This window comes from Paenibacillus sepulcri, from assembly GCF_042647105.1.
In the GTDB taxonomy this organism is placed as follows: domain Bacteria; phylum Bacillota; class Bacilli; order Paenibacillales; family Paenibacillaceae; genus Paenibacillus_Z; species Paenibacillus_Z sepulcri.
In genome coordinates, this window is sequence record NZ_JBHRUP010000001.1 from 3,318,443 (window position 1) to 3,335,502 (window position 17,060).

At 53.8% G+C, this 17,060-nt stretch carries 14 protein-coding genes; 4 read left to right on the forward strand and 10 right to left on the reverse strand.

The genetic code is table 11. The annotated features are described in order from the left end of the window. Positions 1-77 precede the first annotated feature (77 nt). Entirely contained in the window at positions 78-1,397 is a 1,320-nt protein-coding gene (locus ACFOLF_RS14655) for a glutamate-1-semialdehyde 2,1-aminomutase (RefSeq protein ID WP_210042628.1), read from the forward strand. A 228-nt stretch (positions 1,398-1,625) separates the two neighbouring features. Here the strand turns inward: ACFOLF_RS14655 and ACFOLF_RS14660 are convergent, their stop codons facing one another. From ACFOLF_RS14660 to ACFOLF_RS14695, 8 genes are all read right to left on the reverse strand, one after another. Further along, on the reverse strand, positions 1,626-2,720 hold the full coding sequence (locus tag ACFOLF_RS14660; protein WP_210042630.1) for a DUF1648 domain-containing protein: 1,095 nt from the start codon (positions 2,718-2,720) through the stop codon (positions 1,626-1,628). Between the two features lie 6 nt (positions 2,721-2,726). Then, complete coding sequence (locus ACFOLF_RS14665) at positions 2,727-3,119, reverse strand: GntR family transcriptional regulator (protein ID WP_210042631.1); 393 nt, start codon at positions 3,117-3,119, stop codon at positions 2,727-2,729. Positions 3,120-3,411: 292 nt separating this feature from the next. Further along, on the reverse strand, positions 3,412-4,269 hold the full coding sequence (locus ACFOLF_RS14670; protein WP_210042634.1) for an inositol monophosphatase family protein: 858 nt from the start codon (positions 4,267-4,269) through the stop codon (positions 3,412-3,414). Between the two features lie 95 nt (positions 4,270-4,364). Continuing rightward, the gene (locus ACFOLF_RS14675; protein WP_379114201.1) at positions 4,365-5,141 is read right to left on the reverse strand and encodes a sulfite exporter TauE/SafE family protein; all 777 of its coding nucleotides are present in this window, start codon (positions 5,139-5,141) and stop codon (positions 4,365-4,367) included. 201 nt (positions 5,142-5,342) lie between these two features. Beyond that, positions 5,343-6,410 carry a UV DNA damage repair endonuclease UvsE gene (uvsE, locus tag ACFOLF_RS14680; RefSeq protein ID WP_210042638.1) on the reverse strand — a complete coding sequence of 356 codons (1,068 nt, stop codon included), beginning with the start codon at positions 6,408-6,410 and terminating at the stop codon, positions 5,343-5,345. Continuing rightward, positions 6,407-6,724, reverse strand: coding sequence for a hypothetical protein (locus ACFOLF_RS14685; RefSeq protein WP_210042640.1), 318 nt, complete (start codon positions 6,722-6,724; stop codon positions 6,407-6,409). Before ACFOLF_RS14685 ends, uvsE begins: the two co-directional genes overlap by 4 nt. 115 nt (positions 6,725-6,839) lie before the next feature. Continuing rightward, positions 6,840-7,976, reverse strand: a complete 1,137-nt coding sequence (locus ACFOLF_RS14690) for a D-alanine--D-alanine ligase (protein ID WP_210042643.1) — start codon at positions 7,974-7,976, stop codon at positions 6,840-6,842. 80 nt (positions 7,977-8,056) lie between these two features. Beyond that, positions 8,057-9,217, reverse strand: a complete 1,161-nt coding sequence (locus ACFOLF_RS14695; protein ID WP_210042645.1) for an amidase domain-containing protein — start codon at positions 9,215-9,217, stop codon at positions 8,057-8,059. A gap of 463 nt (positions 9,218-9,680) precedes the next feature. Between ACFOLF_RS14695 and acnA the strand changes: the two genes are divergently transcribed. Then, positions 9,681-12,392 carry an aconitate hydratase AcnA gene (acnA, locus tag ACFOLF_RS14700; RefSeq protein WP_210042647.1) on the forward strand — a complete coding sequence of 904 codons (2,712 nt, stop codon included), beginning with the start codon at positions 9,681-9,683 and terminating at the stop codon, positions 12,390-12,392. A gap of 208 nt (positions 12,393-12,600) precedes the next feature. Here the strand turns inward: acnA and ACFOLF_RS14705 are convergent, their stop codons facing one another. Further along, complete coding sequence (locus ACFOLF_RS14705) at positions 12,601-13,347, reverse strand: IclR family transcriptional regulator (protein WP_210042655.1); 747 nt, start codon at positions 13,345-13,347, stop codon at positions 12,601-12,603. 235 nt (positions 13,348-13,582) lie between these two features. Between ACFOLF_RS14705 and ACFOLF_RS14710 the strand changes: the two genes are divergently transcribed. Both ACFOLF_RS14710 and ACFOLF_RS14715 read left to right on the forward strand, forming a co-directional pair. Then, positions 13,583-14,719: an alpha/beta hydrolase gene (locus ACFOLF_RS14710; RefSeq protein ID WP_210042671.1), complete on the forward strand. Its 1,137-nt coding sequence runs from the start codon at positions 13,583-13,585 to the stop codon at positions 14,717-14,719. A gap of 370 nt (positions 14,720-15,089) precedes the next feature. Continuing rightward, entirely contained in the window at positions 15,090-16,322 is a 1,233-nt protein-coding gene (locus ACFOLF_RS14715) for a Fe-Mn family superoxide dismutase (RefSeq protein ID WP_210043716.1), read from the forward strand. A 132-nt stretch (positions 16,323-16,454) separates the two neighbouring features. Here ACFOLF_RS14715 and folE read toward each other — a convergent pair whose 3' ends face one another. Beyond that, positions 16,455-17,051, reverse strand: a complete 597-nt coding sequence (folE, locus tag ACFOLF_RS14720) for a GTP cyclohydrolase I FolE (protein ID WP_210042673.1) — start codon at positions 17,049-17,051, stop codon at positions 16,455-16,457. Between the last annotated feature and the right edge of the window lie 9 nt (positions 17,052-17,060).

A 17,060-nucleotide genomic window follows, 5' to 3' on the forward strand; every position in this document is an offset into this window, starting at 1 on the left:
TTTGTTATCCGGCGGATAAGCGAAAGCCGTTTCCGTAAGAAGTACATAATAAAGTAAATTCGACAGGAGGCAACAACATGTCTTTGAATCATACCCGTTCGGAGGCGCTCTACACCGAGGCTCTGGAGCATATCGTCGGAGGTGTGAACAGCCCTTCGCGCTCGTTCAAGGCGGTCGGCGGCGGTGCCCCTGTTTTTATGGAACGCGCACAAGGCGCTTATTTCTGGGATGTTGACGGCAATCGGTATATTGATTATCTTTGCGCTTACGGCCCCATTATTACCGGCCACGCCCATCCTCATGTTACGGATGCCATTATCCGTGCGGCGAAGAATGGGACCCTGTACGGCACGCCGACTGAGCTGGAAATTCAGCTTGCCAGGATGCTGAAGACCGCCATTCCCTCGATGGACAAGGTCCGTTTTGTCAATTCGGGCACAGAAGCGGTGATGACGACAATCCGCGTTGCCCGCGCTTATACAAAGCGCAATAAAATAATCAAATTCGCGGGCTGCTATCATGGCCATTCCGATCTGGTGCTTGTGGCTGCCGGCTCCGGTCCCTCCACGCTCGGAATTCCCGACAGCGCCGGCATTCCGCCCAGCATTGCCAGTGAAGTCATTACGGTTCCTTTCAACGATCCGGATGGACTTCACCAGGCTCTGGAGCGTTGGGGCGAGGATGTGGCCGCTGTGATGGTAGAACCTATCGTCGGCAATTTCGGCATGGTCATGCCCGCTCCCGGCTTCCTGGAGCAATTATGCCGGATGACGCGCGAAGCAGGCGCTCTGGTCATCTACGATGAGGTCATCAGCGGCTTCCGCTTCCACTACGGCAGCGCCCAGACCTATGAGGCTTTTCCCGATCGGCAGGCGATTGAGCCCGACCTTACCGCACTGGGCAAAATCATCGGCGGAGGTCTGCCAATCGGCGCTTACGGCGGGCGCAAGGACGTGATGGCCCAGGTTGCGCCGCTCGGGCCTGCCTATCAAGCGGGCACGATGGCCGGCAACCCGGCCTCGATCTCGGCAGGTATCGCCTGTCTGGAAGTGCTTCAGACTCCCGGCGTTTACGAACAAATGAGCACTCTCGCCCTCAAGCTCAGCGCAGGACTGCAGCAGTTGGCGGATGATCAGGGTATCCCCCTTACGATCAACCGCATCCGAGGCTCATTTTCGACTCATTTCTGCACAAATCCCGTGACGAATTATGAACAGGCCCAGCTTGCCGACGGCGAGCGGTTCGCACGGTTCTTCCGGCTGATGCTGGAGCAGGGAATATGTCTGGCGCCTTCCAAATATGAAGCCTGGTTCCTCACTACCGCGCATACCGAAGCGGATATTGACCAGACCCTGGCTGCTGCCCGGGTCGCGTTCCAGACGATGGGCCAGGATTAATTTCAACCCGGCGCGGCGGTTTACCGTTATCCTTACTCCTGTTTCATCATCCTATGCATAGAAGCCGCCAAAGGCCGTCCACAGCTGGACGGCCTTTTACGCGATTTCTCATATAATACTGCTGCTGTTCTGAATTCCTCTAAAGCTTCATGTTAACAAGAACGCTGGGAGCTTTGACTACTGATACATCTGCAGGCATAGCATGCTCACAGCTCCAGTACCATCAAGTCAAGTGTCCAATATGGAAGTGATCAGCACGATAACAAGCAGAATCAGCAGTATACCTCCAAGAACAACCCAACTGACCGGATGAGCCATGTTGAACGTCCACCCCATCCCGTACCGCTTATTCACGATAAAGGATGGATCCTCCGGATTATGATAAAAGAAGCCGCCCTTCCAGTGACTGTCGTCGCTTACCCCGGCAGCTAAGACCTGATCGATGCCTTTACTCCTCAAATAAATGATTAATCCAATAGAACATCCGATCAGAATAAGAGGCAGAAACAGCGATGTCAGCATGAGCAGCTCAGCGGACCAGCCATAGAGTATCGTCGCCTGAATATAACTGAACAACGCCACAATGAACAGGGAGAGAAAATAAAGAAATATCGAGTTGATGCGGCGAAACTTCTGCTGCTTGATCATGGATTCATCCGGTTTGGCTGGATCCAGCTGTTGTTTGGCCGCACGGATGACAAAATTCGTAAATAGAAATATTCCGATCAGCAGGAGTTGGGTAATATTCATCATAAACACGGAGCTGAAGCTCTTCTCAGAGAAGCCGTCCGCTTCAAAGCTGGCATTATAATGAGTGGTTAAGGTATCGGGAATGCTGTCCCATTGAACAGCGGCGCCAATCACTGAAATGATGATGAGCAGCAGATGAACGAGATACCAGCGATCACGGATCGTTAGAGGTCCTTTCCGAAAATTCAAATTGGCGACCCGCTTGGTGCTCTGCGGCGGCTCCCATCCCTTTTCCAGCTTGATGCGAAGCGCCCTGCGATGACTGGCCGCGAGAGACAGGACGAATCCGATGACTTGAACCAGTGTGGCGCTGAGCAATACGGCTTCGGACATCCCCTTCATCCACCAGCCCACCAAGCCGCCTGCAGCTGCAGCGCATACCATAATGAACACAGACATTCGGATGTAGCTTTTGCGCACAGCTGTTACGGCCTCGTCATCCCGCATAGGCTCGGGAACAAAAACACCGAACAACAAAACACGTGTGCTTATCAATGGCACCAGCATAAACACAATCCCCATCATGACATACATTACAATCGAAAAAAGCCAAATCCCCCATGTCGGATCCATACGCCCCTACTCCCCTTCCTTCGTATTCTTCCGGTTGAAAGCATCCTGGCAGAGCCTCAGAAATTCCTCCTCAGCCATGCCCCTGACGATTCCTTCAGCTGACAAAGCGCGGAGCTGTCTTTGCACTTTATCCTTGAACCCGGCGGTCACGCCAGGCATTTCACCAGGCTGTACGACGACCCCCTTTTTGCGGTGGACCTGGAGAAAGCCCTCCTGCTTCAAGGTCTGGTAGGCTTTATTAACGGTATGCAAATTAATGTCCAGGTCTGCTGCCAGACTGCGGACTGACGGGAGCGCATCTCCCGGCTTCAAATCGCCCTTGGCGATGCCCTCAATAAGCTGCTCGGCAATTTGCGTGTAAATCGGCGACTCCGATTGCAAATCCAACTCCATAAACATGATGATTCATCTGCCTCTCCTGGCCCTGCCTCAATCTGTCGATGACTGTGTTATCTTGATTGTCTGTTATACATCGAATATAACAGATAGTCAAATTTCATGCAAGGAGCATTTCCAAAAGCACAGGAAAAAAGGCGTATTCCCCAAGTCATCTTGACCATGGCAGGAATACGCCTTTTACAATTTTATTATGCTGTTGCAAAACCAATTCTCTCGATATCGCTGCATATCCGTTCAGAGAAGCCCTGTTGCTCTGCACATCAGCAGACATATGACAGCTTCTCTTCCTGATCTAGCCTGCAGCTTCCACTTTCTTAAGCTCGTCTACAAGCTGCCCATGAATCGCTCCATTAGTCGCTACAACATTACGCACTCCCAGTTCATAGGGGCTGCCCAACATGTCGGTGACTTGCCCTCCGGATTCAGAGACAAGGAGCGAGCCCGCTGCCAGATCCCAGGAATTCAAACCGATTTCCCAAAAGCCGCTGAGCCGTCCGCATGCCACATACGCCATATGCAATGCCGCCGAGCCGCCGGAGCGGATATTGCGCACCTGCGGCGCAAGCGCCTGCAGCCCCTTCATATTGAGCGGCAGCGCGTACTGCTGATCGGCCGGGAAACCCGTAGCCAGTAGGCTCTCGCCAAGCTGGCTTTCCGTGCCTACCTGCATAGGCTTGCCATGCACATAGGCGCCCTTGCCTTTCTCCGCTACGAATAATTCATCCCGCATGGGATCATACACGACGCCTACAATGACCTCTCCCTTGTGCGCCAGAGCGATCGACACAGAGAAGAAAGGGAAGCCGTGCACGAAGTTCGTCGTCCCGTCGATTGGATCGACCACCCATAAATACTCGGCGTCACGCACATTATTGAGCGCTTTTGCAGAGGCCTCCGGCCCCGGCTCCACGCCTTCTTCACCAAGAAAGGAATGATGTGGAAAATGCGTCTGCACCAGGTTGCGGATCATCATCTCAGAACCCTTATCCACTTCGGTTACTAGATCGGTAGGGGAGTATTTTAAAGACAAGCTTGTATGATTTCCCAGTTTGGTTTTGATCCATTCACCCGCTTTTGCCGCGCAATTGATTGCCACTACGGTAAAGTTTTTGCCCCCTATTGCAGGTGTATTGTTGCTCTCGTCACTCACGGTTCTATCACACTACTTTCCTATGAGTTGCTATATGCTTATTAGTATACGTTACCATATCTTCAAAGTTTCGCCCAGTTCTTGCAGGAAACCGTCTATAATTTCGCTGCTCCTTCAATAATTAATTCAACAGCCAGAAGGCCCAGCGTAATGCGAAGGAGCCACATAAGCCCTCTGCCGCTCATCCGGGTTGCGACGTAAGCGCCGAACTTGCCGCCGATCCATGCCCCGGGAACAAGCGCCAGCACAATGCGCCAGTCTACTTCGCCGAGCCATATATGTACGCTGCTGCCCAATGCAGAGGAGAGGAAGATCACGAACATCGAGGTAGCCGTGGCAAGATGGGGCGGAAACCGGAACAGGAGCACCATCACCGGAACAAATAACGAACCTCCGCCAATGCCGAACAAGCCTGAGATGAGTCCGACAAAAAATCCGATGACCAGGGCTGGCCCTACGGCATAACCATAGACATGCCCGACCCCGTCCTGATCGGTATAGAGCCGCTCCACAGGCCACTTTCGCGTGATCGGCCTGATATAATCCCTGGCAACCAGCAGAGCGGCCATTAACAGCATAAAGATTCCAAATACGAGCTGGAAGCTGCCATCCTTCAAATAACCGGTCAGAGCCGAGCCGACCATAGCTGCAGGCCCGCTCGTCACGAACAGCAGCCATCCGCTGCGGAAATCCACTCTTTTCTTCTTGGCGTATGAAAGCGTGGAAGCAAGCGCTGTCACAATTAACGCGCACAGCGAGGTGCCCACAGCCGTTGTATGGCCGATTGGAGACCCGGTCAGCTGCGGCCCAAGAAGAACCAGGGTTGGAACGATGATAATTCCCCCGCCCAAACCGACAATGCTTCCGAACATTGCGGCGATCAGACCCAGAAGGAGGAGAAGGACAATCTCAAGCACGCCGGTCACCTCGCCTGATACTTAATGACATCTATATTTTACCCCGATTCCTCGCATGCAAGACTCCCTTGCCCTCCCATAAGGCAATAAAGCCCCCCGGGCGGTTGTCCGGAGAGCTTATGCTATATTCAGCGGCAATACCGGACTGCAGTTGAATCAGTTCACTTCAATGCTTGCTCCATTGATGATCCGTATGCCTTGTTCGTCCTGTGCCAGCCGGCGCAAATCCTCCATCAGCCTGAACAAAGCCAGATCCTTGCCCTTGGCCTCCAGCATCACATCCAATTTATCAGTCGAACCAGCCGTTTCCTGCAAAAACCGCAGGAGCGGAGCCGGCTCCACATAGTCGGCATGACCGCGCGGGTCCCGTTCGCTCTTGGGACTGGATACGTGGAGCTTCGGCGGAAGAGGTCTTGAAGGTTGTCCGCCAGGTATAAGCATGGCTCGCTCTGCGTCAGAGACTTCTTCAGGTTCAGAGTCCGCATCAGGAAGAGCGCCACCCCATGTCCGTAAAATGCGCGGCCACAGCTCGCCGACAAGCGTTGCGTTGCTCTCGTTCCCGTTATTGACAGCGTGATGATGAATATCAAGCACCATGGGAACGCCCGCAGCTTCGACCGCGTCCAGCGTCTCCCGGACGGTAAACGTCTTGTCGTCATTCTCAAGCGTTATCCGGTTCCTGATCTGCCCAGGCAGCTGCGAGAACTGGCGGACAAAACGCTCAGCTGATGAAGGCTTGTCCCCGTATGCTCCGCCTACGTGAATATTGCATTTTACCTTTTCGTCCAGTCCCATCGCTTCCAGCATATGCAGGTGGTAGCGCAAGTCCTCTTCGGACTTTACAAGCACCTCTGGACGCGGCGTGCTCAGGACGCAGAAATGGTCGGGATGGAAGGATACGCGCATCCCCTTGTCCTTCACGAACGCGCCAACAGCGGCGAAGCCTTCTGCAAGCGCCGGCCATGGCGACCAGTCCTGAAGCTCCTCGTGCGTAGCCAGCGGAATGAGCTTGGAGGACATGCGGTAAACCTTGATATCATGGGCATGACAATGGCGCAGCAAACGCAGCGTATTATGCAGATTTTCTTCGGCGATGCGCTCCAGTCTGCGCAGAGCTGCTTCACGATCCGGCAGCTTTGAGAAGCTGGTGTAGGTCATGGTGCGGGACGGCGAAGCATTCTCAAGCTGCAGACTCATCGCGACAAAGCCAAAGCGGACAATCATGCATGCTCTCCGAAGAACATTTCATAGGCAAGGGCGGTTTGCACGCGCGCCTCCTCCTCTGTCAGCTTTCGGATAAGCTCCATTTCAACCTGCGTAATCTCCTCGCCCTGAAAATTAATCTCCGCGATCGACACCAGAATGCGGACAATCGCAATCGCTTCATTATTGGGCGTGTATGCAATAACCTTCTGTCCGGTAGGATAAACGCGAAATCCGTTCTTGACTATTTTGCTGCGGCCGTATTCAAGCAGCTCGTTCAGCTCATTGTCATTCTTGAACTTGCAGACCGAATTAAACTCCGTTTCGAACCCCATATCATTTCCTCCAGCAATTATATTGTGGCGTATTTCTTGTCCTCAGGAGCTAGGCCTGAAAACAATCAACCAAGTTTTGCCAACAATCATCGAAGAAACAGACTCCGGTCCTGTATCAGACCGGGTCTCCTCCCCCATACTCGATACGCTGCTTCTCCGTGTGGCGGGCAAGCGCAAGTCCAATCAACGTGTCCAGCAGATCCGTGTAGGAGACTCCGCTTTCCTTCCACATCAGAGGATACATGCTGTAGGGCGTAAAGCCCGGCATGGTATTGACCTCGTTGATGAAAAGCTTTCCGTCGCTTTTGCGCAGGAAGAAATCGGCGCGCGCAAGGCCAGAGCCGTCAATCGACAAGAAAGCGCGGATGGCCATTTCGCGGACGGCTTCCGCTGTTTCCGCCGGAATATTGGCCGGTATATGCATCATCGATTTGCCGTCAACATATTTGGCTTTATAATCATAAAATTCACTGGATGACGTGATTTCGCCCACCACGGAAGCACGCGGCTCGTCATTGCCGAGCACACTGACCTCAATCTCCCGGGCGTCGACAAATTCCTCCACAATTACTTTGCGGTCAAACCGCAGCGCATAATTGATCGCCGTGATCAATTCCTCGCGGTTGCGGGCCTTGGAGATGCCTACGCTCGATCCCAGATTAGCCGGCTTGATGAAGCAGGGATAGCCCAGTGCAACCTCGATCTCCATAATAAAAAAGCCGTGATCCTTTTCCCACTGGGTACGGTTAAAATACCGGTACACGCACTGCGGCAGTCCGTCCTGGGCAAAAATTTTCTTCATCGTGATCTTGTCCATGCCGACTGCCGAAGCCAATACGCCCGCTCCCACATAGGGGATACCCGCCATTTCCAGAAGACCCTGTATCGTACCGTCCTCTCCGAACGTGCCGTGCAGCAAAGGAAAAACAACATCGAGAGCCGGACCAGCCTCAGCAGGCGCAGTATCCAGGGCAGCGGCGGTTTCCGCCGACAAAGCGTTGAAAACCGGCATAAGCGCTTCCGTTCCGGAGGCAGCTTGAGCGCCAACAAGCCGGAGCGGCTCCAGTTCATCAGGCGGCGCCAGAAGCGTCTGTCCTGCACGCCACTTGCCTTCTTTTGTAATATAGAAAGGAATAATTTCGTAACGGCTGTAATCAAAAGCTTTCATGACTGCAAGCGCAGTCTGCAGCGATACCTCATGTTCGCCCGATCGGCCCCCGTAAACGAGTCCGACGCGCACTTTCTTCCCCATGGCTAATCCTCCGGTTACGAATAATTTCCCACATCAGGATATAATCATGCATCTGACATGCATCCTTAAAGGAATAATGCTTAAAATTCATCGGCAATATGAAAAAAGCGATACTTGGTACGTTCGGTCCACGCATAAGAATCTTTATAATCCCAATAGCGGTGGCGGCTTGGCACAGTGTTGGCATTGACAAGCGGCATGCCCGCCGCGTCGAAAGCGGTCACGATGGTGCTGTGCTGAAAGCGGTTGTCTCCGCTCCAATCATAAATAATGACATCGCCCAGATCCAGCTGATCGGCTGAATCCACGACCGTCGCCCGGAGGCCGCTTTGGCGGGAGCCCGACAGGAATAGCTGCAGCGCACCGGCAACGGCCCAGCTGTAGCTCCACATTTCGCGCCCTGCGCTTCTCTCCCGATACCACCAGCCCGAATCCCTTTTACCAGTATAGTTCATAGGCGCGTGGCCTGCAAAGAGGCATTGAGATACATAATTCGTACAATTGACATCGAAGGTTTCATAAGCCGGATTGCCTTCGTTCCACCACCGATCCGCATAGGCAGCGGCCAAGTCCCGGCGGTAACGAATTCCAGCGCGGCCATGTTTGAAACGCGATAAAACATCATAATTTATAAAAGGTATGGATGTCGGCTTATCTTCCATTTCAACTTGCTGCTCGGCAGACAGCTGTGAAGCGAAGGAATCGGACATACTATATCTGGGACGCCGTTCCATGACGAGCGGCTCCACACGGTTAATCCGGTAGCTCTCGCCGTCCAGCGACAGCCACAGGCGCTCCCGCTCCCGCCTGTCCTCCGTATAGGTGCGGCCAAGCTGCTGCATCGTCCGCTTGATCTTCAGCTCGATCAGGGCCGTCGCCTCAGCCAGAGATTCCGATTCACTGATCCGCAGCAGCTCCGCGCTCGTCTCGCTGCGCAGAGGCAGAACGCCGCGCAGCAGCTCCTGCTCGCGAAGTCGTGAAAGCTTGCGCTGATAGCGGGACAGATGGTCCACATCGGTCACGATACCTTCCGATTCCGGCGTAAAGCGGTCAATCTCGGCCTGGTTAACCAATTGAACATAATGGTGCACGCAAGCTTTCCACCCGCTTGGCTCCGGCTCCTTGAGGCCGGTCGCCTCCTTCGCCCTGGCGGTCCCCCGGCTGCTGCGCACTGCGGGCCTGCTTGACGTTTGCACCCCTTTGCGTTTTCTTACTCCGGTCCGCGTTCTCGCTTGAGGCATCACTATTCCCTCCCTGCAGTTTTTGTGCCTGACAAAGTTGGTTCATTATATGAGACCAACGGCAAATTCATGTGAGGAAGAGAAAACAACCTGATGCAGAAAACGCTCAGCAGATCAATTCCGACTGATTGAAGGGACTGTAATTTCCAAATGGATAAGAGGAAATGATGGGTTCCACCTGTTGGATGCACAGTTAGTTTCTTCCTTTTTGAGATATAAGCAAAGTATAGGGCGAATTTATACTTTCTTATATTTACGAAAAACGTTATACTTAAGAAAAGCAGCGATTTTTGAAATCGTGTTTTACAGAGTGAAACAAGAAAACCATTTTCAAAATATCACATGGTTATCTTCATGCCATTTTTCTTTGATATTTTTGAGGGGGAAATACCTTGCTGCACTCCACAAACAGCATCGAACCATTTATTTTTTACCCAATTGTACAAGGAGGCGTCAAACGTAAATGACATCAAAGAACGATTACTCTGTCCGCGAGTCGCTTGAAGTCGGAGGTAAACCTTATGTTTATTACCGCCTGCAGGGTCTTGAAGACCAAGGATTAGGCAATATTTCCAAACTGCCTTTCTCCATTAAAGTACTGCTGGAGGCAGCGGTTCGGCAGTTTGACGGCCGCGCCATCACGTCTGAGCATGTCAAGCAATTGGCAAACTGGGCCGACGGCCGCGAGGACAAAGAGATTCCTTTCATTCCTGCCCGTATCGTGCTCCAGGATTTCACCGGCGTTCCGGTTGTCGTTGACCTTGCCGCCATGCGCGACACCGTCAAGAAATCAGGCGGCGATCCGAAGCAAATCAACCCGCTCGTGCCGGTCGATCTCGTTATTGACCACTCCGTTATGGTTGACGCATTCGGCAGTCCCGAGTCGCTTGAGTACAATATGAACATTGAGTTTGAGCGCAACGAAGAGCGTTACCGTTTCCTCCGCTGGGCGCAAACAGCTTTCGATAATTTCCGCGCCGTACCGCCGGGAACGGGTATCGTTCACCAGGTAAACCTGGAGTATCTGGCATCGGTTGCCGCAACCAAAACAAAAGACGGCGAAACCGTTGTCTACCCGGATTCATTGGTTGGAACGGATTCCCATACGACAATGATCAACGGACTTGGCGTTGTTGGCTGGGGCGTAGGCGGCATCGAGGCGGAAGCCGGCATGCTGGGACAACCGCTTTATTTTGTAATGCCAGAGGTTATCGGCTTCCGCTTGACGGGCAGCCTGTCGGAAGGCGCTACGGCGACTGATCTGGCGCTGACCGTTACGCAGGTTCTCCGCAAGAAGGGCGTTGTCGGCAAATTTGTTGAATTCTTCGGTCCCGGCCTGTCCAACATCGGACTGGAAGACCGTGCGACTGTTGCCAACATGGCTCCCGAGTACGGCGCAACCATCGGCTTCTTCCCGGTCGACTCCGAAACGCTGCGCTTCCTGCGCAACACCGGACGTACAGAAGAACAGATCGCTCTTGTCGAAGCTTACTATAAAGCACAAAACATGTTCCGCACCGACGATACGCCAGAGCCGGTTTTCTCCGATATCGTGGAGCTGGACTTGTCAACGATCGTACCGTCGCTTGCAGGTCCGAAGCGTCCTCAGGACCGCGTCGAGCTGACAGCGATGAAAGAAGAGTTCAATGGCATTATCCGCACTCCGATCGACAAGGGCGGCTATGGCCTGTCCGACAACAAGATTGAAGAAATGATTGAAGTGAAGCATGCGAACGGTTCTGTCAGCAAAATGGGAACAGGCGCTGTCGTTATCGCCGCCATCACCAGCTGTACAAACACGTCCAATCCAAGCGTTATGATGGCTGCCGGACTTGTGGCCAAAAAAGCGGTTGAGCTTGGCCTTAAACGTCCTGCTTACGTCAAGACTTCTCTTACGCCGGGCTCGCTGGTCGTTACCGATTATCTGGAGAAGGCCAACCTGCTCAAGCCGCTTGAAAAGCTGGGCTTCTACGTTGCAGGCTACGGCTGCGCAACCTGTATCGGCAACTCCGGCCCGCTGCCTGATGAAGTAAGTTCGGCAATCACGGATAACGACATGACCGTAGCTGCCGTGCTTTCCGGTAACCGTAACTTTGAAGGCCGCGTTCATGCCCAGGTCAAAGCCAACTACCTGGCATCTCCGCCGCTTGTTGTGGCGTACGCGATTGCCGGTACGGTCAATATCGATCTGGCTAACGATCCAATCGGTTATGACGGCAAGAACCAGCCTGTATATCTCAAGGATATCTGGCCATCATCCAAAGAAATCTCCGACGCGATCGGCGTTGCGATGAGCCCTGAATCCTTCCGCGAGAAATATGCCAATGTCTTCACGCAAAACGAACGCTGGAATCAAATCGATGTGCCGCAGGGCGAGAGCTACGAGTGGGACGACAAGTCCACTTATATTCAAAACCCGCCGTTCTTCGAGAACCTGGGTCCCGATATCGACGATATCAGCGAGATCAAAGGCGCAAGTGTGCTTGCCCTGCTCGGCGACTCGGTAACGACCGACCACATCTCGCCAGCCGGCAACATTAAAGCCGACAGCCCTGCAGGCGAATACCTGATCAAGCATGGCGTCGACAAAATCGATTTCAACTCGTACGGCTCGCGCCGCGGCAACCATGAAGTCATGATGCGCGGTACGTTCGCCAACATCCGTATCCGCAACCAGGTTGCTCCAGGCACTGAGGGCGGCGTGACCACTTACCTGCCGACAGACGAGGTTATGTCGATCTATGACGCTTCGATGCTGTATCAGAAGAAAAACAAAAACCTGGTCGTTATCGCCGGTAAAGAGTATGGAACAGGCAGCTCGCGCGACTGGGCAGCCAAAGGTACCATGCTGCTTGGCGTAAAAGCCGTTATCGCCGAGAGCTTCGAGCGGATTCACCGTTCCAACCTCGTCGGAATGGGCGTGCTGCCGCTGCAGTTCCAGGCAGGACACGGCTGGAGCACGCTTGGGATTACAGGCCGCGAAACCTTCGACATTATCGGGCTAGACAATGACGTGAAGCCCGGTCAGGAAGCTCATGTCGTCGTCACCCGCGAAGACGGCACCACGTTCGAATTCCCGGCGATCGTTCGTCTGGATTCCATGGTGGATGTGGATTACTACCGCAACGGCGGTATTCTGCAAGCTGTTCTGCGCCAAATGATTGCCAATCAATAATAATGAGCCGGATATTGGCTGATGTATAGACAGACGGTCCCCTCCTGGATGGAGCGGGACCGTTTTTTTTTGAAATATCGGCAAGCAAGCGGATCAAACACGGATCCAAAGTCAAAAAAAACAGCGGGGCCGCTTCGACACATAGTCGGGCTGCACCGCTGTTTTACATGGCTAAACATTAACTGCATTCATATTGCCCGCCAAGGCACTACTTCAGCATGGCTCCAATATGGTTAGCCGCTTCAATAACAGCCGAAGCCTGCTCGCGCATCTTCTCCGGCGTCAGCCGGTTCGCGGGGCCGGAGACAGACAAGGCGGCAACCAGCTTTCCCGCCCGGTTGAAGATCGGTGAAGAGACTGCTGCAGCGCCCTGTTCCCGCTCTTCAACACTTGTAGCGTAGCCCAGTCCTCTTATCTCCTCAATCTGCTTGCGGAATTGCGCCTTGTCGAAATAGGCAGGCCATGATTCGTCATGGAGCAGCTCCTCCTGTTTTTGCGGCTCCTCAAAGGCAATAAGCACCTTGCTGGACGCTCCCACATAGAGTGGCAGACGGACGCCTACAGGAGCGACTCTGCGCACTGCCTGGCTGCTCTGAACGGCTTGTATGCGGATCCGCTCATTCCCGTCGCGTAAATAAAGGCTGATGGTCTCGCCAAGCATATTGCGCAGACGTTCCATCTCAGCCAGTCCAAGCACAGCCGGATCGTCCGTGCCGGACATATTGGCGGAAAGCTCCCAGATGCGAAGCCCCAGCCTGTAGCGCTCGGAAGCGGGATCGCGAATGACAAATCCTTTGTCCTCCAGCGTCGCAAGCATCCGGTGGACCGTGCTTTTATGCAGGCCGACACTGTCCGCGATCTCCGTCATCGGCCATTCACTCTTGGTGGTGAAGCACAGCAATATATCGAGCGCGCGCTCAACAGCGCGAACGGTTGATTTTCCATCCTCGGACATGTGATCCCACCTTCTCCATCAGTTTCATTCAATGAAACTAAGTTACAACCAGTATAACTCATGACCCGGCATTAGTAAAAGCGGGTGGAGATAATTTCATTTCAGTTTACAGGTAGATTACAAGTTGATAACAATACGCGTATATCCATTGACAGGCCGTTGTCCCCACATCTATCATAGGAATATAGGACTATAAAGCGTTTTCATATTTTTCCATCCTAAGGGGGATTCCATCATGAGCACATCCGTCACTCCGATGCTGCCTGCAGGCTTTACGCCGCAAGGCTTTCTCCCTTCCCCCGGGCATTCTCTCAAGCCTCCCGGCAGGACGATTGGCAGGACGCGCCGCAGACATGCCGCGATTGCTGTCGTTTCCGCATTTATGGCGCTGCTGTTTGTCACGCTTATTGCTTTTCACGGCTATGTGGCCTGGATCGTCGCTCATCCTTATGTCGCACCTCTGACCTCTAATCCCAAAATCGCCAAAGGCCTTGATTATACAGATGCCGTCTTTCCCAGCAAAAGCGGCCGCACCACCGTTCATGGCTGGTATATCGCTGCTGACGCAGCCGCTTTGCTGCCAGCTAAAACAATCGCCGCAGCAGCAGGCGGAGATGATCAAGCTGCAGCCGCTCCTGTTGCCTCTGACCGGACCGTTGTATTCAGCCACGGTTACGGGGCCAATCGCGAAGAGACCTGGGTCCCGATGTATGATCTCGCCGCTCTGCTGCACCGTTTGCATTACAACGTCCTGATGTTCGATTACGGTTATGCGTCCGAAGCTGACCGGTCTCCGGCCACGGGCGGAGTCGAAGAAGCGCAGCAGCTGCTCGCAGCTGTCCAATATGCCCGCAGCCAGGGGGCAGAGCAGGTGGTCGTATGGGGCTTCTCCATGGGAGCTGGAACCGCCCTGCAGGCAGCGCTGCAAACCGACGCATCCGATGATATCGACGCCCTGATTCTCGACAGTCTGTTTCTGCCGAGTCCGGAATCCTTGTTCAACAATGTCAGGCAGTATCTGGATCTGCCGCGTTTTCCATCCCTGCCGCTTGTTCAGCTGATGCTGCCATTCTGGACGGGAACCAGCTTTAACCAGATCCCTGCCCAGCAGGTCATGCAAACCTCTTATACGATTCCGACCTTTATTATGCACGGCACCGACGACGTCAAAGCGCCGATTGCCACCGCCGAGCATATCGCATCCAGCCAGTTGAACCCATTATCCAGGGAGTGGGTCGTCCAAGGGGGCAAGCATGAGCTGTTATTCCAGACACGTCCGAAAGAATATATTCAGCGCGCCGCCTTGTTCCTCAGCCAGGTGGATGCGGACTGGAAGAGCAATCAGCCGACCTTGACGGCGAGTGCGACATAGGAAAAGCCTGATCCGAATACATCTAGATTATGGATGCCATCGGATGTAAGAGGATAAAGAGCCGTCCGGATTGCCGGACGGCTCTTCCTTTATGCCGCAGAGCAGACCCATTCCTGCCGGAAGCGGTTGATGACCGCATCCTGCGACGCCACACCGCCTCTGGCTGCCACCGTCACGCGACAGCCACACCACACGCTGGCTGTCACCGTCACGCGACGCCACACCGTGCGCTGGCAGCCACCGTCATGCCGCTCGCTGGACGCGCCAGGAGAGACAGGTTTTTGTGTGAAAAATAAGCGACATTTTTGCTTTTAGTAATTCGTGAATAAGAGGGAAGCCGAAATCTGTGCTGTTTGTTTATGGAGGCTATATGCCCTTGAGAGTGCTGGAGGAGATTCAGTTCTGGAAAACGCAGGAGAAGGAGCATACCGCCGTTATCCGGGAGATTATTCCTCACCTGGAACCGGCCTATGTCCAGCTGCTTCAGGCGTGGGAGCCCATATTTGCCCGTACGGAGCAAATGGCGGAGAAGCTGCTCATGGCCGCGCTGGCAAACCCCGAGGACATTCCGCCTGATCTGGTCAAGAGCAGTGAGGAATTGCTGAAGGTATCCGCCCTGCAGTCGCGGAAATTCGTCGCACAGCTGACCAAGATGCTGGAGGACAGCGCGGCAGCAGCTTCAAGCCCGTTCGCAGGGATCGTCATCCGCCATATTATCCGCGAGTCGGACTATTTTCTATGTGTTCTGGAGTCGCTGCTTCATCCCCGCGATGAGCAGATTGAGGAGCGGCAGCCCGGTCCATCCAGTAAGACGGCAGAGGATAACGGGATAGAAGAAATCGTCAAACTTCATGATTATGAAGAAAAGCAACTCGAGGAAGAGTTCGACGTCTCCGTGCCCACACAGCATTCGGGCGGGGATGGGGAGCCCGGGCAGGTGCATTTGCCCGAATTCGGCAGCCGCCGCGCCGCTTCGTCTGTCCCTATCGGCGGGCATACGCTTCCCCCGCTCCCTTATGCGTATGATGCGCTGGAGCCGCATATCGATACGGCTACGATGCGGATTCATCACGATATCCATCACAAGAGCTATGTGGATGGACTTAATCAAGCGGAGAAGGAACTGGAGACAGCCAGGAAAACGAATAATTTTGACTTGGTTAAGCATTGGGAGCGGGAGCTCGCCTTCCATGGGGCGGGGCACTATCTTCATACTTTATTCTGGCCCGTCATGTCGCCCAGAGGAGGAGAGGAGCCTACCGGTACGCTGGCTCAGCAAATCGAGAAGGACTTCGGCAGCCATGACGCCTTCAAGAGACAATTCAGCGCAGCAGCGGAGAAGGTTGAAGGCGGCGGATGGGCGATTCTGGTATGGAGTCCGCGCAGCCGGAGACTGGAAATTCTGACCGCCGAGAAGCATCAAAATTTATCCCAATGGGATGTCGTGCCCCTGCTGCCCCTCGATGTTTGGGAGCATGCCTATTATCTCAAGCATCAGAACAAGCGGCCGGATTATATCCGGAACTGGTGGAAGGTCGTCAATTGGCCCTACGTCAGCGGCCGTTTCTCCGAGGCCAGGAAACTGGTTTGGGAGCCGTACTAAGCATGCCAATGCAGTGGAGTTCCAAAAGCTGAAAAAAGATTGCCGGTTCCCTGTTTTGAATGAGAGGGAACGGCAATCTTTTCTCAAAAATCAAAAAGCTTTACTGCGTACGGTACAATCGGCAGCCTCGCCCTATGACTGCTTCAGCAGCGACAGGAACTCCGAACGCAGTGCTGCGCTCGTACGGAATTCACCCCGCACGGCCGAGGTTACCGTATTGCTGCCGGTCTTCTTGACCCCGCGCGCGCACATGCACAAATGCTCGCCCTCCACGACCACCATAACGCCATGGGGCTGCAGAACTTCCTCCATGATGTTGGCGATCTGCGAGGTAATGCGCTCCTGCACCTGCAGGCGCCGCGTGACGGCATCGACCAGCCGAGCCAGCTTGCTCAGACCGGCAATCTTCCCGCTCGGGATATAGCCGATATGGGCTTTTCCGAAGAACGGAGCCATATGATGCTCGCACTGGCTGTAATATACGATATCTTTTACAATTACCAGCTCTTCGTGCTGCTCATCGAAGGTGACCCCGAGCACTTCCCGCGGATCAACCTCGTAGCCTGCGAAAATTTCCTCGTACATGCGGGTTACGCGCGCAGGCGTTTCCTGCAGTCCCTCGCGGTCGACATCCTCACCGATGAGACTTAATATTTGCTTGATATGATATTCAATCTGTTCACGGTTATCCGAAACGACAGAATTGACGTAGTCTTTCTTGCCCGCCATCCTTCTTCG